Source organism: Pseudoruegeria aquimaris, from assembly GCF_900172235.1.
In the GTDB taxonomy this organism is placed as follows: Bacteria; Pseudomonadota; Alphaproteobacteria; order Rhodobacterales; family Rhodobacteraceae; genus Pseudoruegeria; species Pseudoruegeria aquimaris.
This window is the reverse complement of sequence record NZ_FWFQ01000010.1, coordinates 40,125-61,371: the sequence shown is the minus strand read 5'-3', so window position 1 is coordinate 61,371 and position 21,247 is coordinate 40,125. Positions and strand designations below refer to the sequence as shown.

Below are 21,247 nucleotides of genomic sequence, written 5' to 3'. Positions count from 1 at the left end.
CGGCCCGGTCAGCCCTTCAGGTAGATGGCGATGGCCGCCTCCGCGCCTTCTTTCCAGATCAGGTCCAGCCAGCGGCAGAAGGCCTCGGCGAAACGGGGACGGCTGCCCAGATCCCCGTAGAAGTGCCGCATCTCGAGCCAGGCCATCGGGCGTTCGCGTGCGGCCTGCGCGCAGGCCGTCAGCTCGTCCCAGTGGGGATCGTTGGCGGCGATGCGGCTGCCGTCCTCGCGCGTGCCTTCGCACATGCGCGCCCAGAAGGCCTCGACCAGCGCGAGCCCTTCCACGGGGGCACCGGAGGCCAGTGCATCCTGCACCGTGGGCAGGATGAAGCCCGGATGGCGCGAGGCGCCGTCGAAGGCGACGCGGCGGGTAGTGTCCACGATGCGGGGGTTGGCGAACCGGCGCGCGATCAGGTCGATGTAGGCGTCGGGCGTCATGCCGGGCACCGGGGCCACGTGGGGGGCGATCTCCTCCCGTTCCACCTTCAGGAAGAAGGGCTGCACGGCGGTATGGGCCATGCAGTCGGCGATGGTTTGGAGCCCGAGGATCTCGCCCACGTTGGCAAGCACCTGGTGGCCGCCGTTGAGCTGGCGGATCTTCATCTTCTCGTAGGCGTGGACATCCTCGGTGAAGGTCGCGCCCACGCGGCCCCAATCGGGGCGTCCGGCGCAGAAGTCATCTTCGATCACCCACTGGCGGTAGGTCTCATGCGTCACCGGGGCGGCGTCGATCACGCCCATCTCGCGGGCGAGCGCGATTTCGCCGGGGCCGGTGGCCGGGACGATGCAATCCACCATCGAATTCGGGAAGCTGCAGTTGGCCTCGATCCACTCCGCCAGGTCGGGATCGGTGAGCCGGGCCAGCGAGACGATCGTCTGGCGCAGGATCTCGCCGTTGCCCTGCAGGTTGTCGCAGCTCTGGCAGGTGAACGGACCGGCCCCGCTGCCGCGGCGCAGCTTCAGCGCCGCGATCATCGCGCCGAAGGCGGTGCGCGGGCGCGTCGGGTTCTCGGCGTCGTGGCGGATGTCGGGGTGGTCGGCCGCGAAGCCGCCCGTGGCGGGATCGATGAAGTAGCCCCCTTCCGTCACCGTGAGCGACACGATGCGGATGGCCGGATAGGCCATGGCGGCGATCAGCGGGGCGTTGCCCTCCTCGATCGGCAGGTAGCCGATCATGCCGCCCGTGACTTCCGCCGAGGATCCCGCCGGATCGAGCGCGATCAGCGTCGTCAGGCAGTCCTGCGCCAGAAGCTTTTCACGCATCTGGGAATCGTAGGGGCGCACGCCGGCGCCGAGGATGGCCCAGTCCTGCGCCAGCCCCTCCTGCATCAGCCGATGCAGATACCATGCCTGGTGGGCGCGATGAAAATTGCCAAGCCCGATATGAACGATGCCGGGCGTCAGTGCCTTGCGGTCGTAGCGGGGGCGTTCGATGCCCTCGGGCAGCCGGCTGAGCGTGGCAGTGCTCAGGGGCAGCGGGGCAGGGGCTTTCGCGGTGTCATCTGGCTTTGCCATCGTCAGCTCATCCATTGTCCGCCGTCCACGTTGTAGCATTGCGCCACGATGTATTCGGCTTCATCGCTTGCAAGGAACACGGCCATGCCCGTCAGATCCTCCGCGCGGCCCATGCGCCCGTAGGGCACGCCCGCCGCGACTTCCTTCTTCTTCTGGCCCGGCGCCTTGCCTTCGTGTTTGGCAAAGAAGGCGTCCACGCCGTCCCAGTGCTCGCCGTCCACCACGCCGGGGGCGATGGCGTTGACGTTGATTCCGTGCCGGATCAGGTTCAGCCCCGCCGATTGCGTGAGGCTGATCACCGCGGCCTTGGTGGCGCAGTAGACGGCCACCAGCGGCTCGCCCCGGCGCCCGGCCTGGCTGGCCATGTTGATGATGCGCCCCTTGATGCCGCGCTCGATCATGTGGCGGGCCACGGCCTGCATGGTGAAGAGCGTGCCGGCCACGTTGATCTGGAACACGCGCTCGTAGTCCGCGCGGTCGATCTCGACGATCGGGGCGGCGGTGAACAGGGCGGCGTTGTTGATCAGGATGTCGATCTGCCCGAAGCGTTCGACGGTTGCGCCCACGGCCGCGTCGATGCTCTCCTGGCGCGTCACGTCCATCTCCACGGCGAAGGCGCCCTCGCCGAGGCGGTCGGCGGTTTCGCGGGCGCGGGCGATGTCGATGTCGCCGATGGCCACCTGCGCTCCTTCGCGCAGGTAGGCTTCCGCGAAAGCGGCCCCGATGCCGCGCGCGGCGCCGGTGATCAGCGCCGTTTTTCCAGCGAGACGGCTCATGCGATCCTCAGGCCTTGCGCGTCGAAGCGGTGGATGACGTCCGCGCGCGGCGTCAGGTGGATGCGGTCGCCGTGGCGGAAGCCGACTTCGCCGTCGGCGCGCACGGTGATCGTTTCGGCCAGCCCGGTGTCGTGCACGTGGAAGAAGGTATCGGAGCCCAGGTGCTCGGAGACCCCGACGACCCCGGACCACAGGCCTTCGCTGTCGGAGACGGCGATGTGCTCGGGGCGCACGCCGATGGTGTGGGCGTCGTGCTTGGCGGCTTCGGGGCCTTCGATGAAGTTCATTTTCGGAGAACCGATGAAGCCGGCCACGAAGAGGTTGCGCGGCGCGCGATACAGTTCGAGCGGGCTGCCGACCTGCTCGATCACGCCGGCCTGGAGCACCACGATCTTGTCGGCCATGGTCATGGCTTCCACCTGGTCGTGGGTCACGTAGATCATGGTGGTGGCGAGTTTCTCGTGCAGTTCGGAGATCTCCATCCGCATCCCGACCCGCAGGGCGGCGTCAAGGTTGGAGAGCGGCTCGTCGAAGAGGAAGGCGGCGGGTTCGCGCACGATGGCGCGGCCGATGGCGACCCGCTGCCGCTGGCCGCCCGAAAGCTGGCCGGGGCGGCGGTCAAGGTAGTCGGTCAGGTTCAGCACCGACGCGGCGGCTTCCACGCGCTTGTCGATCTCGGCCTGCTCCATCTTCGCCATCCGCAGCGGGAAGGCGATGTTCTTGCGCACGCTCATGTGCGGGTAGAGCGCATAGGACTGGAACACCATCGCCAGGCCCCGCTTGGCCGGGGGCACGTTGGTGGCGTCGGTGCCGTCGATCTCGATCTGGCCGGTGGTGATGTCCTCCAGCCCGGCGATCAGGCGCAGCAGCGTGGATTTCCCGCAGCCCGAGGGGCCGACGAAGACGGCGAACTCCCCGTCCTCGATGGTCAGGTCCAGCGGCGGAATGACCTCGACATCGCCAAACTTCTTGGTGACTTGCTTGAGTTGGATGCGTCCCATGGGTCAGGTTCCTTATTTCACCGCGCCGAAGGTCAGGCCGCGGACAAGTTGTTTCTGGCTGAACCAGCCGAGGATGAGGATCGGCGCGATGGCCATGGTGGAGGCCGCGCTCAGCTTGGCGAAGAACAGGCCTTCGGGGCTGGAGTAGCTTGCGATGAAGGCGGTGAGCGGCGCGGCGTCCACCGAGGTCAGGTTGAGCGTCCAGAAGGCCTCGTTCCAGGCGAGGATGAAGTTCAGAAGCAGCGTGGAGGCGATGCCGGGCACGGCCATGGGCGTGAGGATGTAGAGCAGCTCTTCCTTCAGCGTGGCCCCGTCCATCCGCGCGGCTTCAAGGATCTCGCCGGGGATTTCGCGGAAGTAGGTGTAGAGCATCCAGACGATGATCGGCAGGTTGATCAGCATCAGGATGACGACCATGGCGAGGCGGTTGTCCAGCACGCCGAGCTGGATGCACAGCAGGTAGATCGGGTAGAGCACGCCCACCGCCGGCAGCATCTTGGTCGAAAGCATCCACATCAGGATGTCCTTGGTGCGCTTGGAGGGCACGAAGGCCATGGACCAGGCCGCCGGCACCGCGATGATGATGCCCAGCACGGTGGAGCCGCCGGCGATGATGACCGAGTTCCACAGGAAGCGCATGTAGTTGGAGCGCTCCTGCACGATGGCGTAGTTTTCCAGCGTCCAGTCGAAGTTCAGGAAGATCGGCGGGCTCGCGATGGCCTCGGCTTCCGTCTTGAAGCTGGTGAGGATCGTCCAGAGGATCGGGAAGAAGATCAGCAGGCCGATGGCCCATGCGGCGGCGGTGTTGAGGATCTTGCGTTGTGTGGTGACGGAGCGTGCCATTACAGGGCTCCCTTCTGGCTGGAGCGCAGCGGGTGGGGGCGGGGTGTGGGGGTGGGGCGAAGCAGATCAGGCATCGAGGTTCTTTCCCACAATGCGCATCAGGAAGAGCGCGACGATATTGGCGAGGATGATGGCATAGACACCGCCGGCCGAGCCGAGGCCCACGTTCTGGCTTTCCAGCACGCGCTGGTAGATCAGGTAGGTGAGCGTGCGGGTGCCGAAGGCGCCGCCGGTCGTGACGAAGATTTCCGCGAAGATGGCCAGCAGGAAGATCGTCTGGATCAGGATCACGATGGTGATCGCGCGGCTCATGTGCGGCAGGATGATGTGGTAGAAGCGCTTCAGCGGCGGGGCGCCGTCCATCTCGGCGGCTTCGAGCTGCTCGCTGTCCAGCGACTGGATCGCGGTCAGCAGGATCAGCGTGGCGAAGGGCAGCCACTGCCAGGAAACGATCATGATGATCGAGGCGAGCGAGGCATCCGAAAGCCAGGAAACCGGCTCGGCCCCGAAGAAGCGCCACAGGTGGGCGAAGAGGCCGTTCACCGGATCCATGAACATGTTCTTCCAGACGAGCGCGGAAACGGTGGGCATCACGAAGAAGGGGGCGATCACGAGGATGCGGACGACACCCTGGCCCCACATCGGCTGATCCAGCAGCAGCGCCAGCAGGATGCCCAGGACGACGGTGATCAGCAGCACGCCGCCCACGATCACCAGCGTCGTCTGGACGGCTGGCCAGAAGGCGCTGGAGGTGACGAAGCGGACGTAGTTGTCAAACCCCACCCAGCCAAGATCGCCGCCGCGCAGGGGAAGGTATTTCTTGAAGGAGAAATACAGTGTCATCGTCAGGGGCACGAGCATCCAGACGAGCAGGACGAAGACGGCGGGCGCCATCATGATCCGAGCTGCTGACCGGGAGTGTTGCGTTGCCATGGGGATATCTCCTCTGTTGACGCTCTTGGAGCGTCCCAGAAACCCTTCGGAAATTTCAAGGAAAAGGTGGTGCTGATGTCGGGGCGCGGGGTGGAGGGCCCGCGCCCCTTCAGGGAGGAAGCGTCAGTAGCCTGCGGCTTCCATCGCTTCGGTCGTGATGGCCTGGGCCTTCTCAAGCGCTTCCTCGACGGTCTGCTGACCGGCGTAGGCGGCGGAGAATTCCTGGCTCACTTCCGTGGCGATACCGGCGAACTCCGGAATGGCGACGAACTGGATGCCGACATAGGGCACCGGATCGACCGTCGGGTTGGTCGGATCGGCGGCATTGATGGAGTCCAGCGTCATCTTGGCGAAGGGCACTTCCTGGTATTCAGGCGTCTCGTAGAGCGAGGTGCGCGCACCCGGCGGAACGTTGGCCCAGCCCTCGTTCTCGGCGACGAGCTGGATGTATTCCTTCGAGGTCGCCCATTCGATGAACTGCTTGGCGGCGTCTTCCTTCTGGGTGCCGGCCGGGATCGCGAGCGCCCAGGCCCAGAGCCAGTTCGCCTTCTTGTCCACGCCCTCGGCGTTCGGCGCCAGCGCGAAGCCCACGCTGTCGGCCACGGTGGAATCGTTGGGGTTCGTCACGAAGGACGCCGCAACGGTGGCGTCGATCCACATGCCGCACTTGCCCTGCTGGAACAGCGAGAGGTTCTCGTTGAAGCCGTTGGTGGCGTAGCCCGGAGGGCCGTAGTTGTTCATCAGATCGACGTAGAAGTTGAGCGCGTTGGCCCATTCCGGCTGGTCGAACTGGGCGTTCCAGTCTTCGTCGAACCAGCGTGCGCCGAAGGAGTTGGCGGTCACGGTGATGAAGGCGCCGCCCTCACCCCAGCCGGCCTTGCCGCGCAGGCAGATGCCGTTGATGTCGTTTTCGCGGTCGGTCATCGCCGCGGCGGCTTCGCGGATGAACTCCCAGGTGGGGGCTTCCGGCATCTCGAGGCCGGCCTTCTCCATCAGGTCGGTGCGATACATGACCATGGAGCTTTCGCCGTAGAAGGGCGCCGCGTAGAGCGTGCCGTCGTGGGACAGACCGCTACGCATGGCGGGCAGGATGTCATCCACGTCGTATTCTTCGGAGAGATCGTCCAGCGGCACGAGCCAGCCGTTGGCGCCCCAGATCGGGGTCTCGTACATGCCGATGGTCATGATGTCGAACTGGCCACCCTTGGTGGTGATGTCCGTCGTCACGCGCTGGCGCAGCACGTTTTCCTCGAGCGTGACCCACTCGACGTCGATACCCGTCGCTTCGGTGAATTTGTCGGTGTAGCCCTGCATCCGGATCATGTCGCCGTTGTTCACGGTGGCGATGGTGATCGTTTCGGCGGTGGCCGCCGATCCGGTGACGAGCGCAAGTGCGGTGGCCGCACGGAGTGCGTTCTTCAGGTTCATTGGGTCCTCCCGTAATCAATTTACCCGAGGACAAGCATCGAAAAAATCTTTTCGCGCGTCAACAAAAATTTTACGCGCGGAAATTTCTGAGGGAGATCAAGCCGAAGCGCGCAGGATAAGCCTTGCCGGATAAAGGGTTTCGTTGCGCGTGCCGAACTTTCCGCCGGCCTCGATCAGTTCGAAAAGCGTCTCCACGGAGCGATTCGAGACGGCCTCGTAGTCGTGGGCGGCGGTGGTCAGCGGCGGGCAGGTGAAGCGCGCGAAGGGGTGGTCGTCCATCGAGGCGACCCGCAGATCGAAGCCCTCGCCGATCCCCACGCGCACGTTCCGCTCGTAGCAGGCGGAGAGGAAGCCGATGGCGAGGCGGTCGTTGCTGCACAGAACGGTGTCGCTGGTGAGCTGATCGCGTTTCAGCACCTGGAGCCCGCCCTGGCGCCCGATCTCTTCGAAGGCCCAGCCCTCGCCCGGCACGCTGATCACATGCGGCGTGAGCCCCAGCGCCTCCATCCGGTTGAGATAGGCGATGCGGCGTTTGTTGGCGTTCGGGTTGGCCGGGTGGCGCATCTCGAAGAAACAGGGCGCATCGCCGCTGCGGCTCAGGTAGTCCACCGTCTGGTCCACGAAGCTGGCGTTGTCGGAGCCGATGAAGGCGGCGCCCATGCCCTCGATGTTGCTGTCGAAGATGACCGTGGGCACGGCCTTGCAGAAGCGCTCGATCTCCTTCTTGTGGGAGGCCCGGCCCAGCGGCGCCAGCAGCACGCCGGCGGGCTTGAGCGAGCGCAGCCCGTCGAGGATCTCGACCTCCTGGTCGGGGATGCCGTGGGAGGAATAGAGCGTGGGGCGGTAGCCGGCGTCGATGCAGCGCTGTTCGAGGTTGCGGGCGATCTCGGCGAAGAAGGGATCCGCGAGGTAGGGCACCACGATGCCGACGTTCTTCGTCAGTCGCCGGTTCTGGTTCATCGCGTAGACGTTGGGGCGGTAGTCGTAGCGCTCCAGCGCCTCCTCGATGCGCGCGCGGGTTGAGGCGCGCACGCTGTCCGGGTCATGGAAATACTTCGAGACGGTCGGCCGCGAAATCCCGCTGACCGCCGCGAATTCCTCCATGTTCCTTATTTTCTTCTGTGCCATGTTTCCCCGCTTCGGCCGCGCGGCCTTGGCGCGGGCGATCCTCTTCTGACGCCTCCAGCGTTTCTTATCGCGGGGAAAAAATCAATAACTTTACGTAAAGTTTGGAGTCGGTCGGCGGAGGTCAGCCGCCGGTGGCGCGCGCGGCGAGGTGCCGGGAAAGCGCGTCGAACAGCAGGTAGAGCACCACCGACATGGCGCAGAGCGCCAGCACCGCGGCGAACATCAGGTCCGTCTTGGCGCGGCCGTTGGCCAGCAGCATCAGGTAGCCCAGCCCGCGCGAAGCGCCGACCCATTCGCCGATCACCGCGCCGATGGGGGCGTAGACGGCGGCGAGTTTCAGCCCGGTGCCGAGGTTGGGCAGCGCGGCCGGAATGCGGATGCGCAGAAGCACCTGGCCGGGCCGCGCCTGCATGGCGCGGGCGAGATCGAGATAGCCCTGCGGCGTGTTCAGAAGCCCGTCGAGGAAGGAGGAGGTGACGGGGAAGTAGATGATCAGCACCGCCATGGCGATCTTGCTCCAGAGCCCGTAGCCGAGCCAGAGCGTGAGCACCGGGGCCAGCGCGAAGACGGGGATCGCCTGCGAAAACACGAGGATCGGCCCCAGGAGCTGGCGCGCACGGGGCGAAAGGGCGAGGTGCAGTGCGGTGGCGATGCCCAGCACTGTTCCGATGGCCATGCCCAGCAGCACTTCGCCCAGCGTCACCAGCGCGTGCTCCCCGATCAGGGCGCGGCTGTCCCACAGTTCGGTGAAGACGCGCAGCGGCGAGGGCAGGATGAAATGGGGCAGCCCGGCGAGCCAGACGACGGCCTGCCAGACGGCGATCAGCAGCGCGAAGGAGGCGAGGGCGTGGCGCAACCTCATGCCGGAGCCCCTTTGCGCAGGAAGGCGTGCAGCCGGCCCTGAAGGGCCAGCGTGTCGGGGTGATCCACCGGGCGCGGGACGGGGACGGGGGGCACGTCGAAGCTGCGGGCGCTGCCGGGCGCCATCACGTGGATCGCCTCGCCCAGGCGGGCGGCCTCGCCGGGATCGTGGGTGACGAGCAGAACCGTGCGCCCCGCAAGCTGCGTGGCGGCCAGATCCTGCATGTCCGCGCGGGTGCGGGCATCGAGCGCGGAAAAGGGCTCGTCCAGCAGGATCACGGGTCGATCCTCCATCAGCGTGCGCGCGAGCGCCACGCGCTGGCGCTGCCCGCCCGAAAGCGCGGCGGGGCGTTTGTCGAGGTGATCGCCGAGGCCCACGCGGGCCAGCAGATCCCGCGCGCGGGCCAGATCGGGCCGGCCGCCCCTCAGCCGCGCGCCGATGGCGACGTTCTCGGGCAGGGAAAGCCAGGGCAGCAGCAGATCGCTCTGCGCCATGTAGGCGATGCGATCCTGAAGCGGCTGCCCGTCGGTGGCGGTGATCGAGCCTTCGAAATCCACATGCGCCGCCAGCCCGGCGATCAGGCGCAGCACCGTGGTTTTCCCGACGCCGGAGGCCCCCAGAAGGCAGGTCCAGCGCCCCGGCGCCATTGCGAGCGTCAGCCCGGAGAAGAGCGCGGTGCCCTCCACCGAGGCCGCGCCGGAAAAGCCTATGCCGGGGGCCGGGCTCATGCGGGGGTGAGGCCCATCTGCCAGAAATCCACTTCCAGCCGCGTGGCCGTGGCGAAGCGCTGCGAGAGCCGCGCCCACCGGGGCGAAAGGGTGTAGTCTGCGCCGAGCCGGTGCACCAGCGCGCCGTCGATCAGCGCGCCAACGTCGCGGCAGATCTGCTGATACTCGTCTCCCGCATAGGTGCCGATCCATTCGGCATAGGCATCGCTCGTGGCCTCGGTGCCCAGCCGCGCGCCGATCTCGCCGTAGCCCATCACGCAAGGCGCGAGGGCGGCCATGAGATCGAGGAAATCGCCCGAGTAGCCCGCCTCCAGAACGTAGCGCGTATAGGCAAGGTTGGCGGTGGCCTCCTCGGTGGCGAATAGCTCCGCCTCGCCGATCCCGGCCTTGGCGCAGGTTTCGACGTGCAGCTGCATCTCGTGGTTCACCAGCCCGTTCACCGTGGCCGCCGCCGCCTTCATTTCCGAAAGCGTCTCGGCCTTGGTGACGGCCAGCGCCCAGGCGCGGGAGAAATGCACGAGGAAGACGTAATCCTGCCGCAGGTAATGCAGGAAAGCGGCCTCGGGCAGGCTGCCGTCCTTCATGCCTTCGACGAAAGCATGGCGGGTATACGCCCGCCACGCCTCCGGGCAATCCGCGCGCCAGAGCGCGAAGGCCTTGCCGTAGTCGCTCATTGCGCCGTCACGTCGATCGCGATGGCGGAGACCGGGTTCACCGACGGCACGAGGCCGAACTCGTGGAGGAAGGTCTCGAAGGCGGCGTAGCGGCCGGCGTCGAAGGCGGCCGGGCGCAGGGCGAAGCGGGGCAGGGTATCTACCCAGGCCTTCGCGTTCAGCTCGTCCTGCAGCTCCTTGGAGGTGCCTGCGAAGATTTCCCAGCTTTCTTCCGGGTGGTTCACGATGAACTGCGTGGCCTTTTCGGTGGCGGCGAGGAAACGGGCGATCTTGTCGGTGTCGAGGCTCTCGGTGTTGGCCACGTAGATCAGCTCGTCATAGGTCGGCAGGCCCTCTTCCTCGATGTAGAAGCAGCGCCCGTCCACGCCTTCGATCTCCATCTGGTTCAGTTCGAAGTTGCGGAAGGCGCCGATCACGGCATCCACCTGTCCGCTCATCAGCGAAGGCGAGAGCGACCAGTTCACGTTCACCAGTTCGATGTCCTCCATCGTCAGCCCGTTGGGCTTGAGGATCGCGCCCAGCACGGCCTCTTCCACGCCGGCCACCGAGAAGCCGACCTTGCCGCCCTTCAGATCGGCGATGGATTTGATCGGGCCGTCCTCAAGCACCAGCAGGCAGTTCAGCGGCGTGGCGACGAGCGTACCGACGCGGGTGAGCGGCAGGCCCTCGTGGATCTGCAGGTGCAGCTGCGGCTGGTAGGAGACGGCCAGATCGGCCTTGCCTGCGGCCACGAGCTTGGGCGGATCGGAGGGATCGGCGGGCGGGATCACCTCGACCTCAAGGCCCTGCTCGGCGAAATAGCCTTTCTCCTGGGCGATGATGATCGGCCCGTGGTCGGGGTTGATGAACCAGTCGAGGATCAGGGTCATCTTGTCTTGCGCCATGGCCGGGGTGGCCAGCAGCATGGCGGCAAGGGTGAGTGCCTTCTTCATGGAATGTCCTTTCATGTGGCGGTGTCTCCCATCGCGACGAGGGCAATCTCGCCGCTCCAGTGTTCGTTGAGCGCCTTGCCCGCGCGCCAGGAGCGCAGGCCGGTGCGGCAGACCATCACCGCGCGCTGGCCTTCGCCGGGCAGCACGGTGGGGGCGATGAAATCCTCGGGGCGCATGCGCCGCGCGTTGGGCGTGACGCAGGGAGCCTCATCGGCGCCGCGCAGCTCCACCACGAAATCCTCCGCCGCGATGTCGCGGTGGCTGATGAAGGGGAACTGGCCGTCCGCGGGCTCCGGTGCGTCGTCGAAGCGGAATGTGGCGGTGCGCAAGGCGACGGCATCGTAGCGCAGCATCTGGCCGAGCGGTTTGCCAAGGCCCAGGAGGTGGTTGAGCGCCATCTGCGCCTGCAACGTGCCGAGCGTGCCCACGACGGGGCCGAGCACGCCATTGGTGGCGCAGCTTCCCGCTACGGCGGGCAGGTCGGGGAAGATGGCGCGCAAGGAAGGCGCGCCGCCGCAGCAGCCCGCCGCGTAGCCTTCCGTGCCCAGAACCGAGGCCGTGAACAGCGGGATGCCGGCGGCCACGCAGGCATCGGACAGCGTGTAGCTGGCTGCGAAGGTGTCGGCGCAATCGAGCACCACGTCGCAGCCGTGGATCAGCCCGTCCACGTTGTCGGGCGTGAGCGCGGCGAACACCGGCTCCACCGTCACCTCGCCGTTGAGCGCCTCCAGCCGGGCGGTGGCGGCGCGGGCCTTGGAGCGGCCCACGTCGGCCTCGGTGAAGAGCACCTGCCGGTGCAGGTTGCTCGCGTCCACCCTGTCCGGATCCACCAGCGTGATATGGCCCAGCCCCGCCCCCACGAGGTAGGGCAGCGCCGCCGCGCCGAGCCCGCCCGCGCCCACCACGAGGGCATGGGCCCCGGACAGGCGCTGCTGCCCCTCGGGCCCGACCTCGGGCAGGATCATCTGGCGGGCGTAGCGGCTCATCCGCAGGCCTCCAGCCAGGCGCGGATGCGCGCCTCGGGATCATCGTTCAGGGTGATGTCGGTGACGGCGGAGACCACATCGGCCCCCGCTTCGAACACGCCGGGCGCGCGTTCCACGCTCATGCCGCCGATGGCGACGAGGGGAATGCTGCCGATGCGCTTCTTCCATTCGGTGACGCGGGGCAACCCCTGCTCGTGCCATTTCATCTTCTTCAGGATCGTCGGGTAGACGGGGCCGAGCGCGATGTAATCGGGGTCAAGCGCCAGCGCGCGCTCCAGTTCCGCCTCGTCGTGGGTGGAAATGCCCAGCCGGATACCTGCCGCCTTGATCGCCTTGAGGTCGGCGGTGTCCAGATCCTCCTGCCCGAGATGGAGGAAATCGCAGCCCTCCTCGATGGCCATCTGCCAGTAATCGTTCACCACCAGCGTGGCGCCATGCTCGCCGCAGAGCCCCTTGGCCGCGCGGATCTCGGCGCGCACGTAGGCGGGCATCTGATCCTTGATCCGCAACTGCACGAGCTTCACCCCGAGGGGTAGGGCGCGCAGCAGCCATTCGGTGGAGTCGAAGATCGGGTAGAAGCGGGGCAGCGTCATTCGAGGAAGGCCTTTCCGATCACGGGGGTGGAGGGCGCGGCCATGTCGCGCGGTTCGATCGGGTCGGCTGCGTAGGCGGCCTGCCCGGCCAGCACGGCGCGGGAAAACGCCTCGGCCATCATCGCCGGATCGCCGGCCTTGGCGACGGCAGTGTTCAGGAGCACGGCGTCAAAGCCCAGCTCCATCGCGCGGGCGGCATGCGAGGGCAGGCCGATCCCGGCATCCACCACCAAGGGCACATCGGGAAAATGCGCGCGCATGGAGCGCAGCGCGTATTCATTGGCAAGCCCGAGCCCCGAGCCGATGGGCGCCCCCCAGGGCATCAGCACCTCGCAGCCCGCGTGCAGCAGCTTCTCGGCCACCACCAGATCCTCGGTGGTGTAGGGGAAGACCTGGAAGCCGTCCTCGCTCAGCACCCGCGCGGCCTCGACCAGCGCGAAGACGTCAGGCTGCAGCGTATCGGTGTGCCCGATCACCTCCAGTTTGATCCACGGGGTATCAAAGACCTCCCGCGCCATGTGGGCGGTCGTCACGGCTTCCTTCACCGAGTGGCAGCCGGCGGTGTTGGGCAGCACCGGCACACCCAGATCGGCGATCATCGCCCAGAAATCCTGCCCCGCGCGATCGGCCCCGCTCTCGCGCCGCAGCGAGACGGTGGCCACGCCCGCGCCGGAGCGGCGGAAGGCTTCCGCCAGGATGGCCGGCGAGGGATATTGCGCCGTGCCCAGCATCAGCGGGTTGGCGAGCGTGGTTCCATAGAAGCTGCGCATCGCTCAGCCCCCCTGCATCGGGGCGAGCACTTCGATGCGGTCCCCGGCTTCCAGAGCGTGGGTGGCGCGGGCGGGTGCGGCCACGAAGGCCTCGTTCACGGCCGTGGCCACCTTGGCCTCCGCAAGGCCGATTTCGGCCAGCAGCTCGGCCAGTGTTCTGGCCTCGGTCTCGCGGCTTTCACCGTTGAGCGTAATCTTCATCCATCACCTCCGGGCGCGCGCCCGTTTCAAGCATGTCGGCCACCATCCTTGCCAGCGCGGGCGCGAGCAGGAAGCCGTGGCGGTACAGGCCGTTTGCGTAGATCGTATCGCCGCGGCGGCGGATGCGCGGCAGGTTGTCGGGGAAGGCCGGGCGCGCATCGACGCCGATTTCCAGCACCTCCGCCTCGCCGAAAGCCGGGTGCAGCGCGTAAGCCGCGCTCAGCATTTCCAGAAGCGAGCGCGCGGTGATCCGGCTGCGCTCGCCGGCCTCGATCATCGTCGCACCGAGCATGTAGACGCCATCACCCCGCGGCACGATGTAAAGCGGGATGCGCGGGTGCAGCAGCCGCACGGGGCGCGAAAGCTGCACGTCGGGGCAGCGCAGGATCAGCATTTCGCCCTTCACGCCGCGCAGATCGGCGAGCGCATCGCGCGCCGAAAGCCCCCGGCAGTCGATCGTCGTGGCGGCCTCGGCTTGAGGCTGCACCGCGATGCCCTTGGCGGCGAGGTTCCCGGACAGCGTTTCGAGCGCGGCACGCGGGCTGAGGTGGGCTTCCTCGGGGAAGAAGAGCGCGGCACGGAAGCGGCCGGCGAGATCGGGCTCCAACGCGTCGATCTGCGCGGCGTCGAGCCGCTCGAAGTTCTCCGTGCGGCGGGCGAAACGGTCCAGCTCCTTCAGGTCGCGCCCCAGCGCCACCACGAGCGAGCCTTGTGCTTGCACGAGCCCGGTGTGCTGCTGCCACCAGCCGATGGACTGCGCCCCGAGCCGCACTACCGGTTCTTCGGCGCTTTCGCCCTCGCACCAGGGGGCAAGCATCCCGCCGGCCCACCAGCTGCAGGCATGGGGCCCGGGCGCTGGCTCCTTGTCCACCAGCGCGAAATCGATCCCGCGCGCCGCCAGTTCGGTGGCCATGCACAGCCCGGCAATGCCAGCGCCGAGGATCCGCAGCTCAGCCATGGGCGGGCCATTGGGCGTGGAAGTGGTGCACCGGGCCGTGGCCGGCGCCGATCTTCAGATCGTCGGCGGCGGCGATCGCGGCTTGAAGGTAGCCGTGGGCGGCCACCACGGCGGCGGAGAGATCCGCGCCCTTCGCCAGTTCGGCGGCGATGGAGGAGGACAGCGTGCAGCCGGTGCCGTGGGTGTTCTGCGTCTCCACCCGCCGGGCGGTAAGCACCAGCGGCGGCGCATCGCGGGAGATCAGCAGATCCTCGCAGACCGCGCCCTTCGCATGGCCGCCCTTCATCAGCACGGCCCCCGCCCCGAGCGCCAGCAACGCCTCGCCCTGCGCCGTCATCGCGGCGCGGCCTTCGGCCTCCGGCTGGCCCAGGAGCCGGGCGGCTTCGGGCAGGTTCGGCGTGAGCACGGTGGCCATGGGCAGGAGCCGTTCGATCAGCGCGGCCACCGCATCCTCCTGCAACAGGCTGTCGCCCGATTTCGCCACCATCACCGGATCCAGCACGATGGGGCCATCAAAGCCCTGCAGGCCCTCGGCCACGACCCCGATGATCTCGGGCGTGGCCAGCATGCCGATCTTGACGGCCTTCACATCGAGATCCGAAAGCACCGCCTCGATCTGGGCCCGGATCACCGGGAGATCGATCCCCTGAACGGCCGTGACGGCCCGGGTGTTCTGGGCGGTGACGGCGGTGATCACCGAGGCGCCGTAGACGCCGAGTGCGCTCATGGCCTTCAGATCGGCCTGGATGCCGGCGCCGCCGCCGCTGTCGGAGCCTGCGATGGTGAGGGCGATCGGAGTCATTGCGCACACGCCTTTCAGCTTGCCCGGACGTCACCTGCGGTTGGATGGAAAGGGGGCGGCTTGCGCGCTGTCCGTTCCCTCCGCCGGCATTGCCCGGATCAGGTTCTATGGGTTGGCGCACCGCGCCTCTCAGCCTTCCTGCGAAGGCACCCCAACGGTTGCGCCTCACATAGCGCGGCGGCGGGCGCGGATCAATGGATTTCGCGCCCGTCGCGGGGGCGTGCAAAGGCGAAAGGGCCCGGCAACACACGCCGAGCCCTTCCTACGAGGTAGTTCAAAATACTTGGGGTCTGAAAAAACGGGTCTCAGAAATCGACGGTCACGCCGGGCAGGTTCAACTCTTTCATCAGGTCGCGCACCTCCTGCCGGGCGGCGACATTGGAGATGTTGAGCTGTTGCACGCCGATGTCGCGCAGGTCAAGCAGGGTGAGGCCACGCGGGAACAGCTCGCGGAAGATCACCCGCTCGCCGAAGCCGGCGGCCACGCGGAAACCGATGCGCTTGGACAGGTTCTCCAGCGCTTCGCCCACCTTCTTCTTGTTGTGCATCTGCTGCGCCGCGAGGCGGTTGCGCACCACGATCCAGTCGATCGGGGGCAGCCCGGCCTGCGCGCGCAGCTGGCGCGCGTTCCAGACCATCTCGGAGTAGACGGACGGCCCGAGGATCTTGTTGGTATCCGGGTCCACCTTCGCCAGAAGATCGAAATCGATGAAGCTGTCGTTCATCGGGGTGATCAGCGTGTCGGCCAGCGAATGCGCCACCTGGCTCAGGCGGGTGTGCGAGCCGGGGCAGTCGATCAGGATGAAATCGCTGCCCGGCTCCAGCGCCGCCACGGCGGCGGAGAGGCGGTGATCGTAGATGTTTTCGCCGGGGGCGAGGCTTTCGCGGTCCACTTCGGGCAGATCGGCGTATTCCGGCGTGGCCAGATCGAGCCCGTGCTTGGCGCAATAGGCGCGGCGGTTTTCCACGAAGCTTCCGAAGCTGCGCTGGCGCAGGTCCAGATCCAGCACCCCCACGGAGTGCCCCATCCGGCAGAGCGCGGTTGCGATGTGCATGGAGGTCGTCGATTTGCCCGACCCGCCCTTTTCGTTGCCCACAACGATGATATGCGCCACGATTGTCCCCTTCGTTCCTTGGCCGCCGCCGCTCCGGGCGTCGGCACGGGCACTATATGTTGCGCGGCTTGCAGTGAAAAGCGCGATAGACAAGATCGATGCCGAAATGTGGCTCTTGCGCCCGCCGCGACGGAATTGCGCGGCAGAATGCAGGGAAATTCGGCCAGATTTGGGCGCTTCAGAGGTGTTTTTCCATGCGCAGACGGCGGGCGAGGCCGTCCGGATCGGCGAGGAACCCGGCGTCCTGCCAGCCGTGCCGGGCGTAGAAGCGCTGCGCGGCCTCGTTGCCGGCGTGGATTTCCAGCCGCGCGCGGGCGTGCCCTTCCGCTGCGATGGCCGCCTCGGCGGCCCGCAGCAGCTGGGCCCCCACGCCACGCCCCTGCGCCGGCGGATCCACGATCAGCAGGTGCAGCAGGTCTTCCAGAACCACGTAGAAGCCCAGCAGCCCGTCTTCGCCCTCGGCGACGGTGGCGTGGGCGATGTGGCGGGCCACCTCGCGATCGGAGGCGCCGGACTCGAGATAGTAGTCCACCGCCTTGTTGCCGAGAAAGCGGCGGTAGCCGTGGTCGATGGCGCGGCAGGCGATGGCCTGAAGCCGGGGCGCGTCAGCGGGGCGGGCCGGGCGAATGCCGCCGTCGGGCGGGCTGGATGCGGACGATGCAGTCATGAGGGCCTCCGTTTGCTATGATCCTAGGGGAGTCGCGCGCGTTCACCAAACGGAGGGCCCCCATGACGACACATCCGGACGACTGGGACATGCAGGCCGAGGCGCCGCCCGATGGGCTCGCGCCCGCGCTCGCGGCGCTCTGGTGGCTGCGCAAGGGGGCGTTTCGCACCGGCCCCGCCTGGGAAAGGGCCCATGAGATCTGCCAGGCGGCCGAGGGCGAGCCGGGGCACGATCTCGTGCACGGGCTGGCGCATCTGGTCGAGGGCGATCTGTTCAACGCCGACTACTGGTATGGCCGGGCCGGCACGCCGCGCCTGTCGCGCCTGCCCGAAGAGGAATGGAGCAACGTCTGCCGCGCCCTGCTGGAGGCCGGGCGGGCGCGTTGAGACAGGGTGGGCGGAGCAGACGCCGCATCCGACAGCAAGGGAGGAACGTCATGGCCTATGATCGCAGGCTCGTCTCCAACGGAAACCCGATGGAGGAAATCGTCGGTTTCAGTCGCGCGGTGAGGGTGGGCCCCTTCATCGCCGTCGGCGGCACCGCTCCGGTGGATGCCGAGGGCAGAACGGTGGGCGTCGGGGATGTCTTCGCGCAGACGACGCGCTGCTTCGAGATCATCGAGGCGGCGCTGAAGGAGGCGGGCGCGGGGTTGAGCGATATCGTCCGCACCCGCGTGATCCTGATGGACATCGATTCCTGGAAGCCGGCCATCGAGGCGCGCAAGGCCTACTGCCGTGACGCGCGCCCGGTGGATACGATCATGGCGATCACCCGCTTCGTGAACCCGGAATGGCTTGTGGAGATCGAGGTGGATGCCGTGATCGGCGGCTGGGACGGCTGAGGGCTTCCGGCGAGGCAAGGCGCGGGGCCCGAGTTTTCCTGTCCGGCGGCGCGCCGGGCAGCCCCCGGGACGTCCCGGAACGCCCTCGTCACCCCGGAGGCGGAGTGCAAGTGCCCGCAAGGGGGGGCGGCGGAACAGGAGCAGGGCACCTGATGCCTGTTGCCCACCAAAGAAAAACGCCGCCCCGAGAGGAGCGGCGTTTTCCATGGAACCAAAAGGGCAGGGCTTAGAAGCCGAGGCCTTCGTATTTCTTCTTGAACTTGGAGACGCGGCCGCCGGTGTCCATCAGCTTGGAGGAACCGCCCGTCCAGGCCGGGTGCGAGGAGGGGTCGATGTCCAGCGCGAGCTGTTCGCCTTCCTTGCCCCAGGTGGAGCGCATCTTGACGACGGTGCCGTCGGTCAGCTTGACGTCGATGAAGTGGTAGTCGGGGTGCAGATCTTTTTTCATGACCTGTGTCCTTACGCGTCTGCGCCGGCGGCTTCCGCCTTCGGCTTGTAGTTGGAGACTTCTGCGATACGGGCGGATTTGCCGCGACGGGAACGCAGGTAGTACAGCTTGGCGCGGCGCACTTTACCACGACGCACGACTTCGATGCTGTCGATGTTGGTGGAGTAGAGCGGGAATACGCGCTCCACGCCTTCGCCGAAGGAAATCTTGCGGACGGTGAAGGAGCCGGCGATGCCGGAGCCGTTCTTGCGGGAAATGCAGACGCCTTCGTACATCTGCACACGGGTGCGGGAGCCTTCCGTCACCTTGTAGCCGACGCGAATGGTGTCACCGGCTTTGAAATCGGGAATTTCTTTCCCGAGGGAGGCGATTTGTTCCGCCTCGAGCTGTGCGATCAGATCCATCTGACCTTCTCCATATCTGCTCGTGGTTGGTCCACGAAGTTGATGCCGCCTCAGAGCTCTGTGTCTTCATCGGGTCCGCGATGCGCCCGCCAGAGATAAGTCTGCGTTGCTTTGGTGCCGTCGCCCCGCCTGCCGCGTGCCGCCGAAGAAAGCGGTGGATGCAAAACGAAACGAGCCCGGACGACTCATGGGAGCCCCGGACGGGCGGTGTTTAGGGCAGCTTGGCCTTGGGTGCAAGGGCTTTGCGCGCGGCGGCGCTCAGCCTTTGCGGTGCTTTTCCCAGAGATCGGGGCGGCGCTCCTTGGTGAGCGCCTCGCTCATCTGCCGCCGCCACTGGGCGATCTTGCCGTGGTGGCCGCTCATCAGCACCTCGGGGATGGCGCGGCCCTCCCATTCGGCGGGCCGGGTGTATTGCGGGTGTTCCAGCAAGCCGTTGGAATGGCTCTCTTCCTCGGTGCTCTCCTCGTTGCCCAGCACGCCGGGCAGCAGGCGCACGGTGGCATCCAGCAGCGCCTGCGCGGCGATTTCGCCGCCGGTCAGCACGAAATCCCCGAGCGAGACCTCTTCCACCTCGAAATGTTCGAGCACGCGCTCGTCCACGCCCTCGAACCGGCCGCAGAGCAGGGTGATCCCGGCGCCCGAGGCGAAGCGGCGCGCCATCGCCTGGTCGAACCGCCGTCCGCGCGGGCTGAGGTAGACCACGGGCCAGCGGGTGCGGTCCTGCGGCGTGCCGCGCGCGGCCACGGCGAGCGCGTTGCCCACCACGTCGGGCCGCAGCACCATGCCGGCGCCGCCGCCGGCGGGCGTGTCATCCACGTTCTTGTGCTTGCCGACGCCGAAATCGCGCAGGGCGATGGTGTCGAGCGCCCATTTGCCGTCCTTCAGGGCGCGGCCCGTCAGCGAATGGCCCAGCACGCCGGGGAAGGCCTCGGGAAACAGCGTGACGACCTTCGCGCGGAAGGCGGCGTTGAGGTTCAGGTGCTCTTCCATCAGGTCGCGCGGTTTGCGCACCGAGGTGAGCGAGGCCTTGATCGAAAGCCGCCCGTGCGAGCGGTTCGGCGGGGTGTCACTCATCGTCGAAGACCCCTTCGGGCGGATCGGCGATGATGCGCCCCTTCTCCAGGTCCACCGTCGGCACCACGGCCATCGTGAAGGGCAGGAGCACGGTGTCGGACAGAGCCGGGCTGCGGATTTCCAGCAGGTCCGAAGCGCCGTGGTTGAGCACGTTGATCACCTGCCCCAGCTCGCTGCCGCCGGTGTCGAGCACGGTGAGGCCGATCAGGTCGGAATGGTAGAATTCATCGTCCGGCAGATCGGGCAGGGCGTCGCGGTCGGCGTAGAGCTGCACGCCCTTCAGCGCGTCGGCCTCCTCCTTGCTGCCCACGCCCCCCAGCCTTGCGGCGAAGCCGTTCTTGACCGGGCGCGTGATCGTCACCGAGAAGCTGCGGCCGCCGTCCTCGGTTGTGAGCGGGCCATAGGCGGCGATGTCGGACGGTTCGGCACAGAAGCTCTTGAGCCGCACCTCGCCCCTCACGCCAAAGGCGCCCGCTATCGCGCCCACGCAGATTTTCCGATCACTCATCGCACGCTTTCCCTGCCTGCTTGTCTACCGCGTTTCAACGGCCAGAGCCGCGGCGCGGCTTTCCCAGCCGGCGGCCTCCAGCTCGGGCTGCTCGCCTTCGTCCTCCGGCCAGCCGACGCAAAGATAGCCCACCAGCACCCAGCTGTCAGGCACCGCCAGATCCCGCGCCAGCCGCTGCGGATTCAGGATCGAGACCCAGCCCACGCCAAGCCCCTCGGCACGGGCCGCCAGCCAGAACTGGGTGATGGCCGACACGACGGAGTAGCGCCGCATCTCGGGCATCGTGCCCGCGCCCAGACCGGCACCCTTGGGGGTCGCCTCGTCGCAGAACACCGCGAGTTGCACCGGCGCTTCGCGCATCCCCGAAAGCTTCAGCCCGGCATAGAGCCGCGCCTTCTCGTCGGCGAAGCCGACGAGTGCTTCGGCGTTGGCGGCTTCGAAATTGGCCAGCGCCGCCGCCCGCGCCGCCGGGCTCTCCACCCGCACGATGCGCCAGGGCTCGCTCAAACCGACAGAGGGCGCCAGCCCGAACGTCGCCAGGCAACGTTCGAGCAGGGCGCCCTCCACGGGATCGCTGCGGAAGCGGCGAACATCCCGCCGCCACCGCATGAGCTGGTCGAATTCCGCGCGGAAGCGCTCCGAGAACTGCGGCATTCGGGCCAACGGACCGCCGATTACTCGGCGGCGGCTTCTTCGGAGGCCTCGGCGGCTGCGGCAGCCTTGGCGGCTTTCTCTTCAGCGCGCTCGACGGCTTTCTTGCCCGGCTTGGCTTTCTTCGGGTTGTTGCGCTCTTTCTTGGCCAGGACGCCGGCAGCTTCCAGCATGCGGGCCACGCGGTCGGTCGGCTGGGCGCCCTTGTCGAGCCAGGCCTGGATCCGCTCGACGTCCAGCTTCACGCGGTCTTCGCTGTCTTTCGGCAGCAGCGGGTTGTAGGTGCCCAGCTTCTCGATGAAGCGGCCGTCGCGCGGCATGCGGCTGTCGGCAGCCACGACGCGGTAGAAGGGGCGTTTCTTGGAGCCACCACGGGCCAGACGGATCTTCATTGCCATTGTTCAATCTCC

Annotated in this window: 27 protein-coding genes and 1 riboswitch; of the genes, 2 read left to right on the top strand and 25 right to left on the bottom strand. The window is 67.3% G+C overall.

What is annotated here, in order from left to right; genetic code table 11:
- Positions 1-8 precede the first annotated feature (8 nt).
- From PSA7680_RS08615 to PSA7680_RS08525, 19 genes are all read right to left on the bottom strand, one after another.
- Positions 9-1,514, bottom strand: coding sequence for a mannitol dehydrogenase family protein (locus tag PSA7680_RS08615; RefSeq protein ID WP_245824531.1), 1,506 nt, complete (start codon positions 1,512-1,514; stop codon positions 9-11).
- 2 nt (positions 1,515-1,516) lie between these two features.
- Complete coding sequence (locus PSA7680_RS08610; RefSeq protein WP_085868304.1) at positions 1,517-2,290, bottom strand: L-iditol 2-dehydrogenase; 774 nt, start codon at positions 2,288-2,290, stop codon at positions 1,517-1,519.
- Positions 2,287-3,291 carry an ABC transporter ATP-binding protein gene (locus PSA7680_RS08605; protein WP_085868303.1) on the bottom strand — a complete coding sequence of 335 codons (1,005 nt, stop codon included), beginning with the start codon at positions 3,289-3,291 and terminating at the stop codon, positions 2,287-2,289. Before PSA7680_RS08605 ends, PSA7680_RS08610 begins: the two co-directional genes overlap by 4 nt.
- 12 nt (positions 3,292-3,303) lie before the next feature.
- Positions 3,304-4,134, bottom strand: coding sequence for a carbohydrate ABC transporter permease (locus tag PSA7680_RS08600; RefSeq protein ID WP_085868302.1), 831 nt, complete (start codon positions 4,132-4,134; stop codon positions 3,304-3,306).
- A 66-nt stretch (positions 4,135-4,200) separates the two neighbouring features.
- Positions 4,201-5,067, bottom strand: a complete 867-nt coding sequence (locus tag PSA7680_RS08595; RefSeq protein ID WP_085868301.1) for a carbohydrate ABC transporter permease — start codon at positions 5,065-5,067, stop codon at positions 4,201-4,203.
- A 123-nt stretch (positions 5,068-5,190) separates the two neighbouring features.
- Complete coding sequence (locus tag PSA7680_RS08590; protein WP_085868300.1) at positions 5,191-6,495, bottom strand: ABC transporter substrate-binding protein; 1,305 nt, start codon at positions 6,493-6,495, stop codon at positions 5,191-5,193.
- Between the two features lie 96 nt (positions 6,496-6,591).
- On the bottom strand, positions 6,592-7,623 hold the full coding sequence (locus PSA7680_RS08585) for a LacI family DNA-binding transcriptional regulator (protein WP_085868299.1): 1,032 nt from the start codon (positions 7,621-7,623) through the stop codon (positions 6,592-6,594).
- A gap of 121 nt (positions 7,624-7,744) precedes the next feature.
- Positions 7,745-8,485, bottom strand: a complete 741-nt coding sequence (locus tag PSA7680_RS08580) for an ABC transporter permease (RefSeq protein WP_085868298.1) — start codon at positions 8,483-8,485, stop codon at positions 7,745-7,747.
- Positions 8,482-9,213 (bottom strand): ABC transporter ATP-binding protein, encoded by a 732-nt coding sequence (locus PSA7680_RS08575; protein WP_085868297.1) that lies wholly within the window; start codon positions 9,211-9,213, stop codon positions 8,482-8,484. Before PSA7680_RS08575 ends, PSA7680_RS08580 begins: the two co-directional genes overlap by 4 nt.
- Complete coding sequence (gene tenA, locus PSA7680_RS08570) at positions 9,210-9,887, bottom strand: thiaminase II (RefSeq protein WP_085868296.1); 678 nt, start codon at positions 9,885-9,887, stop codon at positions 9,210-9,212. The genes PSA7680_RS08575 and tenA overlap by 4 nt, the downstream gene beginning before the upstream one ends.
- Positions 9,884-10,819 carry an ABC transporter substrate-binding protein gene (locus PSA7680_RS08565; protein ID WP_085868295.1) on the bottom strand — a complete coding sequence of 312 codons (936 nt, stop codon included), beginning with the start codon at positions 10,817-10,819 and terminating at the stop codon, positions 9,884-9,886. Before PSA7680_RS08565 ends, tenA begins: the two co-directional genes overlap by 4 nt.
- 11 nt (positions 10,820-10,830) lie before the next feature.
- Positions 10,831-11,805, bottom strand: a complete 975-nt coding sequence (locus PSA7680_RS08560) for a HesA/MoeB/ThiF family protein (protein ID WP_176244104.1) — start codon at positions 11,803-11,805, stop codon at positions 10,831-10,833.
- On the bottom strand, positions 11,802-12,398 hold the full coding sequence (locus PSA7680_RS08555) for a thiamine phosphate synthase (RefSeq protein WP_085868293.1): 597 nt from the start codon (positions 12,396-12,398) through the stop codon (positions 11,802-11,804). Before PSA7680_RS08555 ends, PSA7680_RS08560 begins: the two co-directional genes overlap by 4 nt.
- Entirely contained in the window at positions 12,395-13,168 is a 774-nt protein-coding gene (locus PSA7680_RS08550; protein WP_085868292.1) for a thiazole synthase, read from the bottom strand. The genes PSA7680_RS08555 and PSA7680_RS08550 overlap by 4 nt, the downstream gene beginning before the upstream one ends.
- A 3-nt stretch (positions 13,169-13,171) precedes the next feature.
- Positions 13,172-13,369 (bottom strand): sulfur carrier protein ThiS, encoded by a 198-nt coding sequence (thiS, locus tag PSA7680_RS08545; protein WP_085868291.1) that lies wholly within the window; start codon positions 13,367-13,369, stop codon positions 13,172-13,174.
- On the bottom strand, positions 13,347-14,327 hold the full coding sequence (locus PSA7680_RS08540; RefSeq protein WP_085868290.1) for an FAD-dependent oxidoreductase: 981 nt from the start codon (positions 14,325-14,327) through the stop codon (positions 13,347-13,349). The genes thiS and PSA7680_RS08540 overlap by 23 nt, the downstream gene beginning before the upstream one ends.
- Positions 14,320-15,129: a bifunctional hydroxymethylpyrimidine kinase/phosphomethylpyrimidine kinase gene (gene thiD / locus PSA7680_RS08535; protein WP_085868289.1), complete on the bottom strand. Its 810-nt coding sequence runs from the start codon at positions 15,127-15,129 to the stop codon at positions 14,320-14,322. The genes PSA7680_RS08540 and thiD overlap by 8 nt, the downstream gene beginning before the upstream one ends.
- A 58-nt stretch (positions 15,130-15,187) precedes the next feature.
- A riboswitch (TPP riboswitch) is annotated at positions 15,188-15,293 on the bottom strand.
- A 141-nt stretch (positions 15,294-15,434) separates the two neighbouring features.
- Positions 15,435-16,244, bottom strand: coding sequence for a division plane positioning ATPase MipZ (locus PSA7680_RS08530; protein WP_085868288.1), 810 nt, complete (start codon positions 16,242-16,244; stop codon positions 15,435-15,437).
- Between the two features lie 178 nt (positions 16,245-16,422).
- Complete coding sequence (locus tag PSA7680_RS08525; protein WP_085868287.1) at positions 16,423-16,911, bottom strand: GNAT family N-acetyltransferase; 489 nt, start codon at positions 16,909-16,911, stop codon at positions 16,423-16,425.
- 62 nt (positions 16,912-16,973) lie between these two features.
- Between PSA7680_RS08525 and PSA7680_RS08520 the strand changes: the two genes are divergently transcribed.
- Entirely contained in the window at positions 16,974-17,297 is a 324-nt protein-coding gene (locus tag PSA7680_RS08520) for a hypothetical protein (protein WP_139838588.1), read from the top strand.
- A 50-nt stretch (positions 17,298-17,347) separates the two neighbouring features.
- The gene (locus PSA7680_RS08515; RefSeq protein WP_245824529.1) at positions 17,348-17,752 is read left to right on the top strand and encodes a RidA family protein; all 405 of its coding nucleotides are present in this window, start codon (positions 17,348-17,350) and stop codon (positions 17,750-17,752) included.
- A gap of 226 nt (positions 17,753-17,978) precedes the next feature.
- Here PSA7680_RS08515 and rpmE read toward each other — a convergent pair whose 3' ends face one another.
- The 6 genes from rpmE to rpsP all read right to left on the bottom strand — a co-directional run bounded on the left by rpmE (position 17,979) and on the right by rpsP (position 21,235).
- Positions 17,979-18,200 carry a 50S ribosomal protein L31 gene (rpmE, locus tag PSA7680_RS08510; protein ID WP_085868286.1) on the bottom strand — a complete coding sequence of 74 codons (222 nt, stop codon included), beginning with the start codon at positions 18,198-18,200 and terminating at the stop codon, positions 17,979-17,981.
- 11 nt (positions 18,201-18,211) lie between these two features.
- Positions 18,212-18,604: a 50S ribosomal protein L19 gene (rplS, locus tag PSA7680_RS08505; RefSeq protein ID WP_085868285.1), complete on the bottom strand. Its 393-nt coding sequence runs from the start codon at positions 18,602-18,604 to the stop codon at positions 18,212-18,214.
- Positions 18,605-18,862: 258 nt separating this feature from the next.
- Positions 18,863-19,678, bottom strand: a complete 816-nt coding sequence (gene trmD, locus PSA7680_RS08500) for a tRNA (guanosine(37)-N1)-methyltransferase TrmD (protein WP_085868284.1) — start codon at positions 19,676-19,678, stop codon at positions 18,863-18,865.
- Positions 19,671-20,186: a ribosome maturation factor RimM gene (gene rimM / locus PSA7680_RS08495; protein WP_085868283.1), complete on the bottom strand. Its 516-nt coding sequence runs from the start codon at positions 20,184-20,186 to the stop codon at positions 19,671-19,673. Before rimM ends, trmD begins: the two co-directional genes overlap by 8 nt.
- A gap of 24 nt (positions 20,187-20,210) precedes the next feature.
- Positions 20,211-20,840 (bottom strand): 5,6-dimethylbenzimidazole synthase, encoded by a 630-nt coding sequence (bluB, locus tag PSA7680_RS08490; RefSeq protein WP_085868282.1) that lies wholly within the window; start codon positions 20,838-20,840, stop codon positions 20,211-20,213.
- A 20-nt stretch (positions 20,841-20,860) separates the two neighbouring features.
- A complete protein-coding gene (rpsP, locus tag PSA7680_RS08485; RefSeq protein WP_085868281.1) occupies positions 20,861-21,235 on the bottom strand; it encodes a 30S ribosomal protein S16 in 375 nt (124 codons plus the stop codon).
- Between the last annotated feature and the right edge of the window lie 12 nt (positions 21,236-21,247).